This window comes from Tsukamurella tyrosinosolvens, from assembly GCF_900104775.1.
Taxonomy (GTDB): domain Bacteria; phylum Actinomycetota; class Actinomycetes; order Mycobacteriales; family Mycobacteriaceae; genus Tsukamurella; species Tsukamurella tyrosinosolvens.
Window position 1 is genome coordinate 1,046,600 of sequence record NZ_FNSA01000003.1, and the last position, 16,969, is coordinate 1,063,568.

The window sequence follows — 16,969 nt, forward strand, 5'->3', positions numbered from 1 at the left end:
TCACCGCCTCAGCAGGTGCGGCTCGTCGACGGACACCGACTTGCGGACCCGGAAGATCGCGATGATGATCGCCAGGCCCACCACCACCTCGGCGGCGGCCACGACCATGGTGAAGAAGGCGAGCACCTGCCCGTGCGGGACGGCGTGCATCCGCCCCGCGGTGACCAGCGCCAGGTTCGCGGCGTTGAGCATCAGCTCCACGCACATGAACACGACGATGGCGTTGCGGCGCAGCAGCACCCCGGCGGAGCCGATCGCGAACAGCAGCGCGGCGAGGTACAGGTACAGGTGCGGGTTCACGGCGACACCTCCTCGTCGCGGTGCACGTGCGGGACCTCGTCGTCGAGCGAGGGCGCGCGGTCGGGCAGCGCCCGCCGTTCCCCGGGCACACGCGGCGCGAGCGTGTGGTTGACCGAATCGAGGGCGGGCGACCCGTCGGGCAGGCGGGCCGGCAGGTCGACGGCGTTGCCCAGCGCGTAGACGCCGGGGTTGGGCAGCGGCGTGGCGCGGCGGCCCTCGCGGAACCGGCGGATCGACTGCTCGCGCTGGCTGAGCGCGGTGGCGAGCTTCTCCCGGTGCGCGAGGATCATCGCGCCCAGGGTGGCGGTGATGAGCAGCGCCGCGGTGAGCTCGAAGGCCCACAGGTAGCGCACGAAGACGGTGTCCGCCAGGGCCTCCACCGAATTCGGCGGGTACTCGCCCGACGGTGCGCCGGGCCCCGGCAGCGAGGCCCGAGCCACCAGGCCGATGAGCAGCATCCCGAAGGCGAGTCCCGCGACGGCGGCGGCGATCCGGTGCCCGCGCAGCGTCTCGACGAGGGAGTCGGAGGAATCGACGCCGACGAGCATCACGACGAACAGGAACAACATCATCACCGCCCCCGTGTAGACCACGATCTGGACCACGCCGAGGAAGGTCGCGCCCTGCGCGATGTAGAGGATCGCGAGCAGGATCATGGTGGCGGCCAGGCACAGCGCCGAGTACACGGCCTTGGAGGCCAGCACGACGCCCAGGGCGAAGACGACGGCGGGCACCGCGACGATCCAGAACGCCCACTCCTCGCCCGTCACGAGTCCACCGAACCCCGGTAGTAGTCGGCCGCGGTGAGGCCCTCGCGCATCGCGTGCGGGGGAGGCTGTTCGCCCTCGTGCAGCGGCGCCAGCAGGTCGTCCTTGTCGTAGATCAGCGCGCCGCGGTCCCGGTCCGCCATCTCGTAGTCGTTCGTCATCGTCAGCGCGCGCGTCGGACAGGCCTCCACGCACAGGCCGCAGCCGATGCACCGCAGGTAGTTGATCTGGTACGTCCGACCGTAGCGCTCGCCGGGCGAGTACCGCTCCTCCTCGGTGTTGTCGGCGCCCTCCACGTAGATCGCGTCCGCCGGGCAACTCCACGCGCACAGCTCGCAACCGATGCACTTCTCCAGCCCGTCGGCGTACCGGTTCAGCTGGTGCCGACCGTGATAGCGGCCGGCGGTCTCCGACTTCTCCTCCGGATAGTTCTCGGTGACCGGCTTGGTGAACATCGTCCGCAGGGTCACGCCGAACCCGGCGAGGCCGAGGGGATCAGCCATGGGACGCCTCCTTCGCATCGGCCTCGCGCGGCAGGGCGCGCCGCGCGGGCTCGGACAGGTACTGGCCCGGCATGGGCGGCACCGGGAAGCCGCCGGCCATCGGATCGAAGGGCAGCGAGAACGTCTCCGGATCGGGGCCGGGCTCGGGCGCCTTCTGCCGACGGTGCCGCGCCACCAGGACGGCGAGCACGGCGAGCGTGAAGAGCAGCGAGACCACCGGGGCCAGCACCGTCGTCGAGTGCCCGGCGAGCGCCCAGGCCTGCACCGCCCCGGCGACGAGGACCCACGCCAGCGCCGTGGGGATCAGCAGCTGCCAGCCGAACCGCATGAACTGGTCGTACCGCAGGCGCGGCAGCGTGGTGCGCAACCAGATGAAGGCGAACAGGAAGCACCACACCTTGCCCACGAACCAGACCACCGGCCACCATCCGGTGTTCGCGCCCTCCCATAGGTTCAGCGGCCAGGGTGCGTGCCAGCCGCCGAGGAACAGGGTGGTCGCGAGGGCCGAGACCGTGGTCATGTTCACGTACTCCGCGAGCATGAACATCGCAAACTTCAGCGAGCTGTACTCGGTGTGGAAGCCGCCCACCAGCTCGCCCTCGGCCTCGGGCAGGTCGAACGGCGCTCGGTTCGTCTCGCCGACCATGGAGACCACGTAGACGACGAACGAGGGCAGCAGCAGGAAGACGTACCAGGTGCCCTCCTGCCGGGCGACGATCCCCGACGTGGCCATGGTGCCCGCGTAGAGGAAGACGGCGGCGAACGAGAGGCCCATCGCCACCTCGTAGCTGATCACCTGGGCCGTGGAGCGCAGCCCGCCGAGCAGCGGGTACGTGGAGCCGGACGACCAGCCGGCCAGCACGATGCCGTAGACGCCGATGCTGGTGATCGCCAGGATGTACAGCACCGCGACCGGAAGATCGGTGAGCTGCAACGGCGTCCACGTCCCGAACACGGACACCTGCGGCCCGAACGGGATCACGGCGAAGGCCATGAACGCGGGGATGGTGGCGATGATCGGGGCCAGCAGGTAGACGGGCTTGTCGACGCCGGCGGGCGTGATGCCCTCCTTGAGGGCCAACTTGATGCCGTCCGCGAGGGACTGCAGGACGCCGAACGGGCCCAGCCGGTTCGGCCCGTACCGGTGCTGCATCCGGGCCATGACCTTGCGCTCGATGAGGATCGCGGCGAGCACCGTCAGCACGAGGAAGGCGAAGATCGCCACGGCCTTGATCAGGATCAGCCACCACGGGTCCCGGCCGAAGGCGGAGAGGTCGACGGGGTCGTGCGGTCCGAGGGCGAGCGTCATCGCGCCACCCCGATCCCGACCACCGCGCCCCACCCGACGCCGAGCGTCGCGGCGACGGTGGACCCCGGCGAGTTCCGCGGCACCCACACCACGCCGTCGGGCATGTCGGTCACCTCCAGCGGCAGGGTGATGGTGCCGAGGCCGGTGGAGATCGAGACGTCGGCGCCGTCCGCGGCCAGGATCCCGGTCGCGGTGGCGGCCGACATCCGCGCGACGGGCCGCCGCGCCGTCGCCGCGAGATCGGGCTCCCCGTCCTGCCCCCGGCCGAGGTCGAGCAGCTGCCGCCACGTCGCGAGCAGCGCCTCGCCGTCGCCGGGGACGCCGACGGTGCCGGGACGCCCGGTGACGGGACGGCGCGGCGGGCGGACCGAGCCCAGCGTGCGGAGGGCGGCGGCGGCACCGTCGGTGTCGGTGAACCCGAGGTCGGCGCGCATCGACTGTGCGAGGACGGCGAGCACCCGCGCGTCCGCGAGAGCACCGGGCGAGGGGAGCGCGGCGGCGAAGGATCGGTCGCGCCCCTCCCAGTTGCGGAAGGTCCCGGAACGTTGCGTCACGGTCGCGACGGGGAGCACCACGTCGGCCCGGGCGGTCACCTCGGACTCCCGCTGCTCCAGGCTCACCACGAAGGCGGAATCCAGTGCGCGGCGGGCCGCCCCGGGATCGGGGAGGTCGCCGACGTCGACCGCGCCGCAGACCAGGGCGGGCAGCTCGCCCGATGCGGCGGCGGCCAGGATGCCCGCGGTGTCGCGGCCGGGACCGTCGGGCAGCGTCACGCCCCACAGCGCCTCGACCTCCATGCGGTGGGCGTAGTTCGCGGTCAGGCGGCCGCCCGGCAGCATCCCCGCCAGCGCGCCCGCGGCGACCGCGCCGGGCTCGCCCGCGCGGCGCGGGATCCAGGCGAGCCGCGCGCCGGACGTGGCCGCGAGCGCGGCCGCCGCGGCGAGCGCCTCGGGGATCTCGGCGAGCCGCTCGCCGACGAGGATCACCGCGCCGGGGACGGAGAGCTGCTGCGCGAGGCCGGGATCCGCGAGGGCGGCGGGCTCGCCGCCGGGCGCGCACGCGAGCAGTGCGCCGTCGAGACGCCCCAGGCCGCGGGAGGCGAACGGGGCGATCGACAGCACCCGGGTGCCGCCGGCGCGCACCGACTTGCGCAGCCGGAGGTGCACGATGGGCGACTCCTCCTCGGGCTCGAAGCCCGCGAGCAGCACGACCGGCGCGGTCTCGAGATCGGCGTAGGTCACGTCGCCCGCCACGCCGGAGGCGAGGAACGACGCCTCCTCCGCGCTGTGCGGCCGGATCCGGAAGTCGATGTCGTTGGTGCGCAGCGCGATGCGGGCGAAGGCCGAGTAGGCGTAGAGGTCCTCGACGGTGCCGCGCCCGCCGGTGAGCACGCCCGCCGCCCGGCCGGCGAGCCCCTGCGCGGCGGCCGCGATCGCCTCGGGCCACGAGGCGGGGACGAGCGCACCGTCGGCCCCGCGGACCAGCGGCGTGGTGAGCCGGTCCGGCGCGGAGGCGTAGGTGAAGGCCCAGCGGCCCTTGTCGCAGCTCCACTCCTCGTTGACCTCCGGGTCGTCGCCGGCCAGGCGCCGCAGCACCTCGCCGCGGCGGTGGTCGACGCGCAGGCCGCAGCCGCTGGCGCAGTGCTCGCAGGCCGACGGGGTGGAGGTCAGGTCGAAGGGCCGGGCGCGGAACCGGTAGGAGGTGGTGGTGAGCGCGCCGACCGGGCAGATCTGCACGGTGTTGCCGGAGAAGTAGGAATCGAGCGGCTGATCGCCGGCGACGCCCACCTGTTGCAGCGCACCGCGATCCATGAGCTCGATGAAGTCGTCGCCGGCGATCTCGTCGGAGAAGCGGGTGCACCGGGCGCAGAGCACGCAGCGCTCGCGGTCGAGCACGATCTCCGCCGAGAGCGGGATCGGCTTGGGGTAGGTGCGCTTGTCGGCCGACGGGAAGCGCGACGTGGCGCGGCCGGCGGACATGGCCTGGTTCTGCAGCGGGCACTCGCCGCCCTTGTCGCACACGGGGCAGTCCAGCGGGTGGTTCACCAGCAGCAGCTCCATCACGCTGCGCTGCGCGCCGGCCGCGGCTGCGGAGGTGGCCTGCGTGCGCACGACCATGCCGTCGGTCACCGTCGTGGTGCAGGAGGCGAGCGGCTTGCGCTGGCCCTCCACCTCCACGAGGCACTGTCGGCACGCCCCCGCCGGGGCGAGCAGGGGGTGGTCGCAGAACCGCGGGATCGCGATCCCCAGGTCCTCGGCGGCGCGGATCACGAGAGTGCCCGGGGGGACCTCGATCTCGATGCCGTCGATGGTGGCCTTCACCGGCTCGGGGGCGGTCATCGCGCACCCCCCGGGACCGGGGCCTCGCGCATCGACGCCGCGGGGTCGAAGGGGCAGCCGCCCTCGGCGACGTGCCGCTCGTACTCCTCGCGGAAGTACTGCAGCGAGCTCTGGATGGGGCTGGCGGCACCGTCGCCGAGCGCGCAGAAGGCCTTGCCGAGGACCCCGTCGGCCACTTCGGCGAGCGTGTCCAGGTCCTCAGCGCGGCCCTCGCCCTCCTCCAGCCGGCGCAGTAGTCGCACGAGCCAGTAGGTGCCCTCGCGGCACGGCGTGCACTTGCCGCAGGACTCGTGGGCGTAGAACTCGAGCCAGCGCAGCACGGCCCGGACGACGCAGACGGTGTCGTCGAAGATCTGCAGCGCCTTGGTGCCCAGCATCGAGCCGGCGCCCGCGACGCCCTCGTAGTCGAGCGGCACGTCGAGGTGCTCCGCGGTGAGCAGGGGCGTGGACGAGCCGCCCGGTGTCCAGAACTTCAGTTCGTGCCCGGGGCGGACGCCGCCGGCGAGCTCCAGCATCTCGCGCAGCGTCACGCCGAGCGCCGCCTCGTACTGGCCGGGCCGCACCACGTGCCCCGAGACGGAGTAGAGCGTGAAGCCGGGCGACTTCTCGCTGCCCATGGTGCGGAACCACTCGGCGCCGCGGGCCAGGATCGCGGGCACGCTGGCGATCGACTCGACGTTGTTCACGCACGTCGGGGAGGCGTACAGGCCCGCGACCGCGGGGAACGGCGGCCGCAGCCGCGGCTGCCCGCGGCGGCCCTCCAGCGAGTCCAGGAGCGCCGTCTCCTCGCCGCAGATGTACGCGCCGGCGCCGCCGTGGACCACCAGCTCCAGGCTGAATCCGCTGGGGCCCATCGGCTTGCCCAGGTAGCCGGCCGCGTACGCCTCGGCGACGGCGGCCCGCAGCCGCCGCTGCACGCCCAGTACCTCGCCGCGGACGTAGATGAAGGCCTGCCGTGCGCGGATCGCGTAGGAGGCGATGATGACGCCCTCGATCAGCGTGTGCGGCGTGGCGAACATGAGCGGCATGTCCTTGCACGTGCCCGGCTCGGACTCGTCGGCGTTCACCACGAGGTAGTGCGGCTTGTCGGCGCCGGGCTTGGGCTCCTCGCCGTCGCGCAGCTGCGGGATGAAGCTCCACTTCAGGCCCGTCGGGAAGCCGGCGCCGCCGCGGCCGCGCAGGCCCGCGTCCTTCACCAGCGCGATCACCTCGTCGGGCGTCATCGTCAGCGCGCGCTCGAGGCCGTCGTACCCGCCCGCCGCGCGGTAGGAGGCGAGGGTCCAGGGCTCCGGGTCGCCCCAGCGCGCGGAGAGCACGGGCGTGAGGTGCGCGGTCATGACTCCGCCTCCCGGACGGCCTGCAGGCCGGCCATCGTGGGGGCGCCGCCGGCGCCGGACGCCGAGACGGCGCCGGGCCGGGTGTCGTCGAAACCGGCCAGCAGCCGGGCGGTCTCGCGGAAGGTGCCCAGCGGCGCGCCGCGCGTGGGCGACGGCGGCCGGCCGGAGCGCAGCGCGTCGACGACCTCGCGCGCGCTCGCCACCGTCTGGTCGTCGAAGAACTCCCAGTTGACCATGACGACGGGGGCGTAGTCGCACGCCGCGTTGCACTCGATCCGCTCGACGGTGACCTTCCCGTCGTCGGTGGTGCCGCCCGGCGCGATCCCCAGGTGCTCGCACAGCGAGGAGAGGATCGCGTCGCCGCCGAGCACCGCGCAGAGCGTGGTGGTGCAGACGCCGACGAGGTACTCGCCGGTGGGGCCGCGCCGGTACATCGAGTAGAAGGTGGCGACGGAGACCACCTCGGCGGCGGTGAGGTCCAGTGCGGCGGAGCAGAACTCGATGCCGGCGGGGGTGATGTAGCCGTCCTCGGACTGCACCAGGTGCAGCAGCGGCAGCAGCGCGGACCGCTTCTCCGGGTAGCGGGCGACGAGCTGCGCCGCGTCGGCGGCGAGCCGCTCGGCGACGGCCGCCGGGTACTCGGTCGGCGCCCCGGGCCGGTACAGCTGCACGGCCTCCTGCGGCCGTGCGCCCAACGCGAGGAAGACGGGTTCGCTCATCGGTCCACGCCTCCCATCACAGGATCGATGCTGGCGACGGCCGCGATGACGTCGGAGACCATGCCGCCCTCGCACATCGCCGCCACCGCCTGCAGGTTCGTGAACGACGGGTCGCGGAAGTGCACCCGGTAGGGGCGGGTGCCGCCGTCGCTGACGGCGTGCACCAGGAGTTCGCCGCGCGGTGCCTCGACGGAGACGGCGACCTGCCCGGCGGGGACGGCGAAGCCCTCGGTGACCAGCTTGAAGTGGTGGATCAGCGATTCCATCGACTCGCCCATGATCTCGGCGATGTGGGCGCGGGAGTTGCCGAGTCCGTCGCGCCCGACCGTGAGGTCGGCCGGCCAGCCGAGGCGGGCGTCGTCGACCATGACGGGCCCGGGCGTCAGCTTGTCGAGGCACTGCTCGACGATGCGCAGCGACTGGGTCATCTCCAGCACCCGGATCAGGTAGCGGCCGTAGCAGTCGCACCCGCTGTCGGTGATCACGTCGAACTCGTAGTCCTCGTAGCCGCAGTAGGGCTCGCTGCGGCGCAGGTCGTGGGGGAGGCCCGTCGACCGCAGCACCGGACCGGTGATGCCGAGTGCCATGCACCCGGTGAGATCGAGGTAGCCGATGTTCTTGGTGCGCGCGATCCAGATCGGGTTCTCGGTGAGCATCGACGACATCGACGCCAACTGTTTCGGCAGCGTCCTCAGCAGCTCGCGGATCTGCGGGATCGCCTCGTCGGGCAGGTCGGCCGCGACGCCGCCCGGGCGGATGTAGGCGTGGTTCATCCGTAGCCCGGTGATGGTCTCGAAGACATCGAGGATCTGCTCGCGGATCTCGAAGCCGCGCAGCATGGGGGAGACCGCGCCCAGCTCCATGCCGCCGGTGGCGAGCGCGACGAGGTGGCTGGTGATCCGGTTGAGCTCCATCAGCAGCACGCGGATCACCGTCGCGCGCTCGGGTATCTCGTCGGTGATGCCGAGCAGCTTCTCCACGGCGAGGCAGAAGGCGGTCTCGTTGAACAGCGGAGCGAGGTAGTCCATCCGGGTGACGAACGTGGTGCCCTGCGTCCAGGTGCGGAACTCGAGGTTCTTCTCGATGCCCGTGTGCAGGAACCCGATCCCGCAGCGCGCCTCCGTCACCGTCTCCCCGTCGAGCTCGAGGATCAGACGCAGGACGCCGTGCGTGGACGGGTGCTGCGGGCCCATGTTCACCACGATCCGCTCCTGGCCGATCGCCTCGGCGGCGATGTCGTCCCAGTCGGAGCCCATGGCGGTGAACTCGCTGTAGTCGGTGGTCACGAGTACGACCTCCGGGTGTCGGGTGCCGAGACCTCGGCGCCGTGGAACTCGACGCCGATGCCGCCCAGCGGGTAGTCCTTGCGCTGCGGGTGGCCCTCCCAGTCGTCCGGCATCTCGATCCGGGTCAGCGAGGGGTGCCCGTCGAAGACGATGCCGAAGAAGTCGTACGTCTCCCGCTCGTGCCAGTCCGTGGTCGGGTAGACGGGGAACAGCGACGGGATGTGCGGATCGGCGTCGGGGCAGGAGGTTTCGAGGCGAAGCCGGCGGCCGTGCGTGATCGATTGCAGGTGCGTGACCGCCCGCAGCTCCGCGCCCGCGTCCTCCGGGAAGTGCACGCCCGAGGTGCCCAGGCACATCTCGAAGCGCAGGGCGGGCTCGTCGCGCAGCAGGCGCGCCACGGCCACCACGTGCTCGCGCGGCACGCGCAGCGTGACCTCGCCGCGGTACACGACCACTGCGCGGATCGCCTCGGCGGACGGCGCACCGTCGGAACGGTCCAGCGCGTCCCGCAGGACCGCGACGACCCCGTCGTAGCCCGGTGGCAGCGGCTCCTCGCCCGGTCCCGGCATGGCGACGGGGCGGGCGATCCGCCCGTAGCCCGAGGTGTCGCCGGTGCCCCCGCTGAACATGCCGGTGCGGGTGCGCACCACGTCGGGCTGCGGCGCCGACGGCTCGACGGTGCCGCCGGGCTCGGGCAGATCGGGGGAGTCGGTCATCGCAGCAGGCCCTTGAACTCGATGGTGGGGCGCGACGCGAGCGCGGCCTCCTCCGCGGCCCGGCGCGCGGCTTCGCGGTTCACGCCCATCGGCGTCTCCGCGACCTTCTCGTGCAGGGCCAGCAGGGCGTTGAGCAGCATCTCCGGGCGGGGCGGGCAGCCGGGGAGGTAGATGTCCACGGGCACCACGTGGTCGACGCCCTGCACCACCGCGTAGTTGTTGAACATGCCGCCCGAGCTGGCGCAGACCCCCATGGCCAGCACCCATTTCGGCTCTGCCATCTGGTCGTACACCTGCCGCAATACGGGCGCCATCTTCTGGCTGACGCGGCCGGCCACGATCATGAGGTCGGCCTGCCGGGGCGAGGCGCGGAAGGCCTCCATGCCGAACCGGGCGATATCGAACCGGGGGCCGGTGGTCGCCATCATCTCGATGGCGCAGCAGGCCAGGCCGAACGTGGCGGGCCAGAGCGATCCCTTCCGCGCGTACCCCGCCACCACCTCCAGCGTCGACAGCAGGAATCCGCCCGGAACCTTGTCTTCTAGTCCCAACTCAGTCCCCCTCGTCGCCACTCGTAGACGTAGGCGACCGTGACGTTCACCAGGAACAGCGCCATCGCGAGCAGGCCGTACGTGCCCAGCACGTCGAAGTGCACGGCCCACGGATAGAGGAAGACGATCTCGATGTCGAAGATGATGAACAACATGGCCGTCAGGTAGAACTTCACCGGGAACCGGCCGCCACCGGACGCGGGTGTGGGCGACGGGTCGATGCCGCACTCGTACGCCTCGAGCTTCGCCCGGTTGATCCGGCGCGGCCCCACGAACCGGGCGACACCGACGGAGAACACCGCGAAGGCGGCCGCGATCGCCCCCAGTACGAGGATGGGCACGTACAGGTTCACGGCGATGCTCCTTCCGCGGTGTATGCGAAATCCCATTCAGCAGAACCGGTTAGGTTCCCCTGAGTGGAGTTGTGAGCTACATCACGACTATATGTCCAACCTCTGATCGGGGTGGGCTTTTCGGCGCGAGCGTGTCTGATTCTCAGAGCGTCGCCGTGGCCAGCAGCCGCCCCGCGGCGCCCGCGAGTTCGAACGGGTCGAGCGGGTGGCTCACCCAGTCGTCCGCCTGGGACCACCGTGCCAACCAGCCGTCGGCACGCCGTGCCGTGATGACCAGTAGGGGCGGGCACGGCTCGATCTCGTCGCGCACCTGCCGGGCCAGCCCCATCCCGCCCGCCGGGGCGGCCTCGCCGTCGAGCACGACCAGGGCGACCCCGCCCTCGTCCAGCCGGGCGATCACGGCGGGCGCCGTCGCGGCCTCGAGGACGGTGATCGGGGGTCTGTCCGGCGCGGGGCGCGTCCCCAGGGCGGCCGTGATCTCCGCGCGATGCCGCGCGTTGGAGCTGTAGACGAGGACGAGCGGGGCTGCGCCGGTCATGGTCCCCACGATAGGGACGCGGGTCGGGTTACGAAGCGGATTGCGGGTAGTGCCGCGCCGCCACGTCCGGGTGCGCCCGCAGGCGGCTCTTCCAGGCGTTCTCGCCGTAGGTGTCGAAGATCGGGTTGTCCGGGTCGACGGTGACACCCGTCCGCAGCTCCGCGGGGAGGGGCAGGTGCGGCATGTGCGCGGTGACCGACGGGTTGAAGAAGTACGGCACCGAGATCCGGTCGGCACCCGCGCTGCGGTTGAGCACGCGGTGCTCGGTGGCGTGCAGGTAACCGTCCGTGCCCACCTCCAGCATCTCGCCGATGTTCACGATGAAGGCGCCGGGCAGCGGCGGCACGTCGATCCAGGCGGTCGCACCCGGCGGCAGCACCTGCAGGCCCTGCGAGGCGGGGTCCACGAGCAGCAGCGTCAACACCCCCGAGTCCTTGTGCGCGCCCACGCCCTGCTCCGACGCCGTTCCCGCGGGATAGCGGACGATCTTGATCAGCGTCGCCGGCTGCTCCGCGAAGGCCTCGTCGAAGACGTGCGGGTCGGCGCCGAGCGATCGTGCCCACGCCCGCAGCAGCGCGAGCGAGATCCGGGACAGGTCCGCGTCCCACCGCTCCATCACGGCGCGCAGCGCGGGGAGCGACGTCGGCCACTGGTTCGGGCCGAGCAGGTTCCGGTAGTCCGGCCCGGGGCCCGGCGGTGCCGGATCCTCCCGGCCCAGGTCGATCTGCTCACGCCAATCGACCTCGCCACGGGTGAGCTCGCCGCCGAGGCGGGTGTAGCCGCGGAAGTGCGGCGAGTTCGTCATCGCGATCGCGTCCTTCTCCGCCTGCGGCAGCGCGAAGAAGGCGCGGGCCACGGCCAGGACCTCGTCGCTGCGCTCCGGCGGAAGGCCGTGCCCCGTCAGGTAGAAGAAGCCGACGTCGTGTGCGGCGGCCCGCACCGCATCGTCGAACCGCGCGGGGGCGGTGTCGAGGAGGGCGAGGTCGAGCACCGGGATGGACATGACCGCAGGGTAGCGCCGCGCGACGCCGGTATGAGGAGATCCGATCGGTGTGATCGGGACTTCGTGCGCGCCGGGCTTCGTGTCGTGGGTGCCGGGCACTAGGCTGGCGGCTGAGTTGCCCCCGAGCTCGGCCAGTGCATAAGGAGAGACCGTGTCCGAAATCATCCAGGTAGGCGCCCGCGAGATCCTCGATTCGCGTGGTAACCCCACGGTGGAGGTCGAGATCGTGCTGGCCGATGGCAGCTTCGCGCGTGCGGCGGTGCCTTCGGGTGCGTCGACCGGTGAGCACGAGGCGGTGGAGCTGCGGGACGGCGGTGACCGGTACCTCGGTAAGGGTGTGACGAAGGCTGTCGAGGGTGTGCTGGAGGTCATCGCCCCGGAGGTGATCGGTATCCCGGCTGATGAGCAGCGGGTCATCGATCAGACGCTGTTGGATCTGGATGGCACGCCGGATAAGAGCCGCCTGGGTGCGAACGCCCTGCTGGGTGTGTCTTTGGCGGCGGCGAAGGCCGCGGCGGAGTCGGCGGCGCTGCCGCTGTTCCGGTACTTGGGTGGGCCGAACGCGCACATTCTGCCGGTGCCGATGATGAACATCCTCAACGGCGGCGCGCACGCGGACAGCGGCGTCGACGTCCAGGAGTTCATGGTCGCGCCGATCGGTGCGGAGACCTTCAAGGAGTCGCTGCGCTGGGGCGCGGAGGTCTACCACGCGCTCAAGTCGGTGCTCAAGGCCAAGGGTCTGAATACGGGCCTGGGTGATGAGGGTGGTTTCGCGCCGTCGGTGGCGGGGACGCGGGAGGCGTTGGAGCTGATCTCGGAGGCGATCGGCAAGACCGGTCTGCAGCTGGGCTCCGATGTGGCGCTGGCGTTGGATGTGGCGGCGACGGAGTTCTACACCCCGCAGGGCTACAAGTTCGAGGGCAAGGTCCTTTCGGCGGCGGAGATGGGGGAGTTCTACCGGGGTCTGATCGGGGAGTTCCCGATGGTCTCGATCGAGGACCCGCTCTCGGAGGACGACTGGGAGGGCTGGGTCGACCTGACCGATGCGATCGGTGACAAGGTGCAGCTGGTCGGTGATGACCTGTTCGTGACGAACCCGGAGCGGCTCGAGGACGGCATCGCCCGGGGCGCGGCGAACGCCCTGCTGGTGAAGGTCAACCAGATCGGCACCCTCACCGAGACCCTCGATGCGGTGGCGTTGGCGCACAACAACGGCTACAAGAGCATGATGAGCCACCGCTCCGGTGAGACGGAGGACACCACCATCGCCGATCTGGCGGTCGCCGTCGGTTCGGGGCAGATCAAGACCGGTGCGCCGGCGCGGTCGGAGCGGGTGGCGAAGTACAACCAGCTGCTGCGCATCGAGGAGGAGCTGGGTGACGCCGCGCGGTACGCCGGCGACACCGCCTTCCCCCGCTTCGAGTTCACCAGCTAGACGCCGTAGTACACCGAGAGTCGAAGGAGCACAGCCGAAGTGAGCAGCAGGTCCCGCCTCGTGCGCAGCCCGTCGGGCGGCGAAGCCCGTGCGGACGGACGGAGCGCCGGGCGGACCGTCGTGCTGTTCCTCGTGCTGTGCGTCCTCGCCCTCACCCTCGCGGTGCCCGTTCGGACCTACATGTCCGAGCAGGCCCGCGAGGAGAAGGTCGCGGCCGAGCACGCCCAGCTGCTGTCCGACATCGCGCGGCTCGAGGAGCAGAAACGCCTGCAGGACGACCCGGAGTACATCAAGGCGCAGGCCCGGATCCGGCTGCAGTACGTGATGCCCGGCGAGACGCCGTATCGCGTGCAGGTGCCCGGCGCCCCGAAGCCCACGCCGGAGCAGGTCGAGGCCGAGCAGGCCAAGCAGAACCCCTGGTACACCAATGTCTGGCGCACGATCGCGGTGCCGCACTGATGAGTGACGCAGTCGCCCAGGAAGATCTGGACCGGGTCGCCGCGCAGCTGGGCCGCGCGCCCCGCGGCGTGCTCGCCATCGCCTACCGCACGCCCGACGGCGAGCCCGCCGTGGTCAAGACCGCGCCGCAGCTGCCCGACGGCACGCCCTTCCCGACGCTCTACTACCTGACGGATCCGCGGCTCACCGCCGAGGCCAGCCGCCAGGAGAGCGCGGGTGTGATGCGGGAGATGGAGGCGCTCCTCGCCTCCGACGAGGCCATCGCCGAGAACTACCGCGCGGCGCACCGTCATTACCTCGAATCCCGCAACGCTCTGGAGGACCTGGGCACCGATTTCACCGGCGGCGGCATGCCGGACCGGGTGAAGTGCCTGCACGTGCTCATCGCCTATGCGCTCGCCGAGGGCCCCGGCGTCGTCCGGCTGGGCGACGAGGCCGTCGCGCTCGCCGCGGCGGCCGGCCTGCGTGGCAGCGCGATCCCGGCCGACTGGCCCGAGCCGCAGTTCCCCTGGGGTGGTGAGTGACCTCCCTCGTCGTCGCGGCGATCGATTGCGGTACCAACAGCATCCGCCTGTACGTCGCCCGATCCTCCGAGGCCGGCCTGGTCGAGTTGCATCGCGAGATGCGGATCGTCCGGCTCGGGCAGGGCGTCGACGCCACGGGGGAGTTCGCCGCCGAGGCCCTCGAGCGGGTCCGCGCGGCGCTCGACGACTACGTCGCCACCGCACTCGAACTGGGCGCGACGCGGGTGCGCATGGTCGCGACCTCCGCGGCCCGTGACGTCGCCAACCGCGAGGCCTTCCTCGACCTCACCGCCGCGGCACTGGGCCGGATCACCCCGGGTGCCCGCGCCGAGGTGATCGCCGGCACCGAGGAGGCGGAGCTCTCCTACCGCGGCGCCACCGCCGGCCTCGACGCCGCCGACCCGGCGCTCGTCGTCGATCTCGGGGGCGGCTCGACGGAGCTCGTCGTGGGCTCGGCGGGCACCGTCGCGCACGCCCATTCCGCCGACATCGGCTGCGTTCGGATCACCGAACGCGCGCTGCCCACCGACCCGCCGACCGAGGCCGAGGTGGCGGACGCGATCTCCCACATCGACGCCGCGCTCGACGGGGCGACCGCCGTGGTGCCGCTCGACGGCGTGTGCACCTGGATCGGCGTCGCCGGCACCTTCACGACTCTCGCCGCGCTGGCGCACGGACTCGCCGAGTACGACCCCGCGCTCATCCACGGCTCGCGGGTGCCGCTCGACGACCTGATCGCGCTGTGCCGCCGGCTCGTGGGCATGACCTCCGCGGAGCGCCTGGCGCTGGGGCCGATGCACCCCGGACGCGCCGACGTCATCGGTGGCGGCGCGCTCGTGGCGATGCGGCTGGCGGAGCGACTGGGGGCCGTCGGCGTGACCGAGCTCACCGTCTCCGAGCACGACATCCTCGACGGCGTCGCCATGGGGCTGGCCGAACCCGGGAATTAACGCACTGTTGACGAACTCACAGCCTTTCGGCAGCGCACGAAGCGGTTCGGCAGCCTAACGTCTTCTGCAGACGGCGAAAGGAAGTCGACAATGACGAAGGCAACCGAATGCGTGATCGTGGTGCTGGACGGCACCGACGCGACGGCACGACTGGTCGCTGAGCTCTCCGCTGCGGGGAACCGGGTGACGGCGGTCGGCACCAACTTCCGCGACGTGGTCTCCGTACTCTCCGGCGAGGTCTACGCGCTCGTCGCGGACCTCGCCGACCCCGAGCAGTGGGCGACGGCCGTGTGCCGCGCCGAGGCGCGGCACGGCACCGTCGACACGGTGCTCGACCCGGCCGGCCGGCTGGCGGCGCGCGCGGCCTGAGCCGACGTGGGGGTCGATCTCCGGGTCTTCACGGAGGCGGCACCCGCCTGCCGGACCGTACGGTCACGGCATGTCGACGATCACCGAGGCGGGCACCCGCATCGCGCCGCTGGACGCGCTGCGCGGTTTCGCCCTGGGTGGCATCTTCGTCGTCAACATCGGCCTCATGGCGGACCCCGAGGGCTTCGGACCGGGTGTCGTTCGCGACCTCGTCGACGTGCTCTTCCACCACAAGTTCTACGTGCTGTTCTCCTTCCTGTTCGGGTACTCGCTGACCCTGCAGTTCCGGTCGGCGCAGCGCGACGGGGCGAGTGCACGGGCCCGCACGGCCCGCCGGCTCGCGGCACTGGCGGTGATCGGCGCTCTCCACGCGGTCCTGCTGTTCACGGGTGACGTGCTGTTCGGCTACGGCGTCATCGGGATCGCCCTGCTGGCGCTGAGCCGAATCCGGCCGCGCTCCGCCCTCCGCCTGGCGACGGCGCTGTACGCGGGCTGCCTGCTCCTGCTCACGGGCCTCACGGTGGCCCGCGTCGTCACCGCCCCTGCGGAACCGGGGCACGCCGCAGCGCTCGACGCGATCCGCGCGGGATGGGGGCGGGCCGCCGCGTACCGGTTCGACTACTGGTTCTCGGGATTGGCCCCGATGGTGGTCTTCGGGCTGCTCAACGTCCTGCCGCTGTTCCTCGTCGGCCTCGCCGCCGGAAAGGTCCGCCTGCTCGAGGATCCCGCCCGCTACCTGCCCCACCTGCCGCGCGTGCAGGCGATCGGGTTCGGTCTCGGCCTACCGATCGCGGCGATCCCGGTGCTGCTGCGCATTCCGAACACCGAGGCGCTCGGCTACCTCTCCGGGCCGCTGCTCGCCGCCGCGTACGCCGCCACCTTCCTGCGGATCATCCACGCCCGGCCTGCGGTGTCCGCCGCCTTCGCGCCGGCCGGGCGGATCAGTGCCACGGTGTACCTGTCGCAGTCGCTGATCGCAGCGATCGTCTTCACGGGCTACGGGTTCGCGCAGGCCGGGATGTGTTCCGACGGTGCGGTACTCGCCTTCGCCGTGGGCGTCTTCGCCCTCCAGCTCGTGGCCGCGCGGTGGTACACGGAACGGTTCCGGTACGGCCCCGTCGAATGGGTGCTGCGGGTGGCGACGTACGGCGGCACCGGCCGCATGCGGGCGCACGCCCGCGCGACGGTCAGTGGGCCAGCTTGAGTCCGACGACACCGCCGACGATGGCCATGATGCAGACGACCTTGACCAGCGATGCGGACTCCTCGCCCGTGGCCATCGCGTAGACCACCGTGAGGGTGGCGCCGATGCCGACCCAGACCGCGTAGGCGGTGCCGGTGGGCAGATCGCGCATGGCGTACGCGAGCCCGGCCATGCTGGCGACGAGCGCGACGCCGAAGACGATCGACGGGGTGAGTTTGGAGAAGCCCTCGGACTTGCCGAGCGCGGTGGCCCAGACGGCCTCGAGAACGCCGGAGACGATCAGAACGATCCATGCCATGATGCGAAC

20 protein-coding genes are annotated in these 16,969 nt (G+C 71.8%); 6 read left to right on the plus strand and 14 right to left on the minus strand.

The window, feature by feature from the left end; translation table 11 throughout:
* The 13 genes from nuoK to BLW32_RS06680 form a co-directional block, all read right to left on the minus strand.
* Positions 1-300: an NADH-quinone oxidoreductase subunit NuoK gene (nuoK, locus tag BLW32_RS06620; protein ID WP_068741024.1), complete on the minus strand. Its 300-nt coding sequence runs from the start codon at positions 298-300 to the stop codon at positions 1-3.
* Complete coding sequence (locus BLW32_RS06625; protein WP_068524384.1) at positions 297-1,070, minus strand: NADH-quinone oxidoreductase subunit J; 774 nt, start codon at positions 1,068-1,070, stop codon at positions 297-299. The genes nuoK and BLW32_RS06625 overlap by 4 nt, the downstream gene beginning before the upstream one ends.
* Positions 1,067-1,570, minus strand: coding sequence for an NADH-quinone oxidoreductase subunit NuoI (gene nuoI / locus BLW32_RS06630; RefSeq protein WP_068524385.1), 504 nt, complete (start codon positions 1,568-1,570; stop codon positions 1,067-1,069). The genes BLW32_RS06625 and nuoI overlap by 4 nt, the downstream gene beginning before the upstream one ends.
* On the minus strand, positions 1,563-2,879 hold the full coding sequence (gene nuoH, locus BLW32_RS06635; protein WP_068524386.1) for an NADH-quinone oxidoreductase subunit NuoH: 1,317 nt from the start codon (positions 2,877-2,879) through the stop codon (positions 1,563-1,565). Before nuoH ends, nuoI begins: the two co-directional genes overlap by 8 nt.
* Complete coding sequence (locus BLW32_RS06640) at positions 2,876-5,218, minus strand: NADH-quinone oxidoreductase subunit G (protein WP_068741025.1); 2,343 nt, start codon at positions 5,216-5,218, stop codon at positions 2,876-2,878. The genes nuoH and BLW32_RS06640 overlap by 4 nt, the downstream gene beginning before the upstream one ends.
* Positions 5,215-6,555 (minus strand): NADH-quinone oxidoreductase subunit NuoF, encoded by a 1,341-nt coding sequence (gene nuoF / locus BLW32_RS06645; RefSeq protein WP_068741026.1) that lies wholly within the window; start codon positions 6,553-6,555, stop codon positions 5,215-5,217. Before nuoF ends, BLW32_RS06640 begins: the two co-directional genes overlap by 4 nt.
* Positions 6,552-7,274, minus strand: coding sequence for an NADH-quinone oxidoreductase subunit NuoE (gene nuoE, locus BLW32_RS06650; RefSeq protein WP_068741027.1), 723 nt, complete (start codon positions 7,272-7,274; stop codon positions 6,552-6,554). Before nuoE ends, nuoF begins: the two co-directional genes overlap by 4 nt.
* Complete coding sequence (locus tag BLW32_RS06655; protein WP_068741238.1) at positions 7,271-8,530, minus strand: NADH-quinone oxidoreductase subunit D; 1,260 nt, start codon at positions 8,528-8,530, stop codon at positions 7,271-7,273. Before BLW32_RS06655 ends, nuoE begins: the two co-directional genes overlap by 4 nt.
* 26 nt (positions 8,531-8,556) lie before the next feature.
* Positions 8,557-9,276, minus strand: coding sequence for an NADH-quinone oxidoreductase subunit C (locus tag BLW32_RS06660; RefSeq protein WP_068524390.1), 720 nt, complete (start codon positions 9,274-9,276; stop codon positions 8,557-8,559).
* Positions 9,273-9,827: a NuoB/complex I 20 kDa subunit family protein gene (locus BLW32_RS06665; protein WP_068524391.1), complete on the minus strand. Its 555-nt coding sequence runs from the start codon at positions 9,825-9,827 to the stop codon at positions 9,273-9,275. The genes BLW32_RS06660 and BLW32_RS06665 overlap by 4 nt, the downstream gene beginning before the upstream one ends.
* Positions 9,818-10,180, minus strand: coding sequence for an NADH-quinone oxidoreductase subunit A (locus tag BLW32_RS06670; protein WP_068524392.1), 363 nt, complete (start codon positions 10,178-10,180; stop codon positions 9,818-9,820). The genes BLW32_RS06665 and BLW32_RS06670 overlap by 10 nt, the downstream gene beginning before the upstream one ends.
* A 142-nt stretch (positions 10,181-10,322) precedes the next feature.
* Positions 10,323-10,718: a response regulator gene (locus BLW32_RS06675; RefSeq protein WP_068524393.1), complete on the minus strand. Its 396-nt coding sequence runs from the start codon at positions 10,716-10,718 to the stop codon at positions 10,323-10,325.
* A 28-nt stretch (positions 10,719-10,746) separates the two neighbouring features.
* Entirely contained in the window at positions 10,747-11,721 is a 975-nt protein-coding gene (locus BLW32_RS06680) for an isopenicillin N synthase family dioxygenase (protein ID WP_068524749.1), read from the minus strand.
* A 151-nt stretch (positions 11,722-11,872) separates the two neighbouring features.
* Here BLW32_RS06680 and eno point away from each other — a divergent pair, with 151 nt between their 5' ends.
* The 6 genes from eno to BLW32_RS06710 all read left to right on the plus strand — a co-directional run bounded on the left by eno (position 11,873) and on the right by BLW32_RS06710 (position 16,662).
* The gene (eno, locus tag BLW32_RS06685; protein ID WP_068741028.1) at positions 11,873-13,156 is read left to right on the plus strand and encodes a phosphopyruvate hydratase; all 1,284 of its coding nucleotides are present in this window, start codon (positions 11,873-11,875) and stop codon (positions 13,154-13,156) included.
* Positions 13,157-13,195: 39 nt separating this feature from the next.
* Positions 13,196-13,615 (plus strand): FtsB family cell division protein, encoded by a 420-nt coding sequence (locus BLW32_RS06690; RefSeq protein WP_068524395.1) that lies wholly within the window; start codon positions 13,196-13,198, stop codon positions 13,613-13,615.
* Positions 13,615-14,139: a DUF501 domain-containing protein gene (locus tag BLW32_RS06695; RefSeq protein WP_068741029.1), complete on the plus strand. Its 525-nt coding sequence runs from the start codon at positions 13,615-13,617 to the stop codon at positions 14,137-14,139. Before BLW32_RS06690 ends, BLW32_RS06695 begins: the two co-directional genes overlap by 1 nt.
* The gene (locus tag BLW32_RS06700; protein ID WP_068741030.1) at positions 14,136-15,089 is read left to right on the plus strand and encodes a Ppx/GppA phosphatase family protein; all 954 of its coding nucleotides are present in this window, start codon (positions 14,136-14,138) and stop codon (positions 15,087-15,089) included. Before BLW32_RS06695 ends, BLW32_RS06700 begins: the two co-directional genes overlap by 4 nt.
* Before the next feature lie 90 nt (positions 15,090-15,179).
* Positions 15,180-15,458, plus strand: a complete 279-nt coding sequence (locus BLW32_RS06705) for a hypothetical protein (RefSeq protein ID WP_068524397.1) — start codon at positions 15,180-15,182, stop codon at positions 15,456-15,458.
* A gap of 70 nt (positions 15,459-15,528) precedes the next feature.
* On the plus strand, positions 15,529-16,662 hold the full coding sequence (locus BLW32_RS06710) for a DUF418 domain-containing protein (RefSeq protein WP_068741031.1): 1,134 nt from the start codon (positions 15,529-15,531) through the stop codon (positions 16,660-16,662).
* On the opposite strand, the gene BLW32_RS06715 is transcribed toward BLW32_RS06710, so the two are convergent.
* Entirely contained in the window at positions 16,646-16,960 is a 315-nt protein-coding gene (locus BLW32_RS06715) for a DMT family transporter (RefSeq protein ID WP_068524399.1), read from the minus strand. The genes BLW32_RS06710 and BLW32_RS06715 overlap by 17 nt on opposite strands.
* Between the last annotated feature and the right edge of the window lie 9 nt (positions 16,961-16,969).

Coding starts and splice junctions, on each gene's coding strand:
- BLW32_RS06705 (WP_068524397.1), top strand. CDS start 15,180: ATGACGAAGGCAACCGAATGCGTGATCGTGGTGCTGGACGGCACCGAC.
- nuoH (WP_068524386.1), bottom strand. CDS start 2,879: ATGACGCTCGCCCTCGGACCGCACGACCCCGTCGACCTCTCCGCCTTC.
- BLW32_RS06640 (WP_068741025.1), bottom strand. CDS start 5,218: ATGACCGCCCCCGAGCCGGTGAAGGCCACCATCGACGGCATCGAGATC.
- nuoE (WP_068741027.1), bottom strand. CDS start 7,274: ATGAGCGAACCCGTCTTCCTCGCGTTGGGCGCACGGCCGCAGGAGGCC.
- BLW32_RS06715 (WP_068524399.1), bottom strand. CDS start 16,960: ATGGCATGGATCGTTCTGATCGTCTCCGGCGTTCTCGAGGCCGTCTGG.
- BLW32_RS06695 (WP_068741029.1), top strand. CDS start 13,615: ATGAGTGACGCAGTCGCCCAGGAAGATCTGGACCGGGTCGCCGCGCAG.
- BLW32_RS06680 (WP_068524749.1), bottom strand. CDS start 11,721: ATGTCCATCCCGGTGCTCGACCTCGCCCTCCTCGACACCGCCCCCGCG.
- BLW32_RS06675 (WP_068524393.1), bottom strand. CDS start 10,718: ATGACCGGCGCAGCCCCGCTCGTCCTCGTCTACAGCTCCAACGCGCGG.
- nuoF (WP_068741026.1), bottom strand. CDS start 6,555: ATGACCGCGCACCTCACGCCCGTGCTCTCCGCGCGCTGGGGCGACCCG.
- BLW32_RS06655 (WP_068741238.1), bottom strand. CDS start 8,530: ATGGGCTCCGACTGGGACGACATCGCCGCCGAGGCGATCGGCCAGGAG.
- nuoI (WP_068524385.1), bottom strand. CDS start 1,570: ATGGCTGATCCCCTCGGCCTCGCCGGGTTCGGCGTGACCCTGCGGACG.
- BLW32_RS06710 (WP_068741031.1), top strand. CDS start 15,529: ATGTCGACGATCACCGAGGCGGGCACCCGCATCGCGCCGCTGGACGCG.
- BLW32_RS06660 (WP_068524390.1), bottom strand. CDS start 9,276: ATGACCGACTCCCCCGATCTGCCCGAGCCCGGCGGCACCGTCGAGCCG.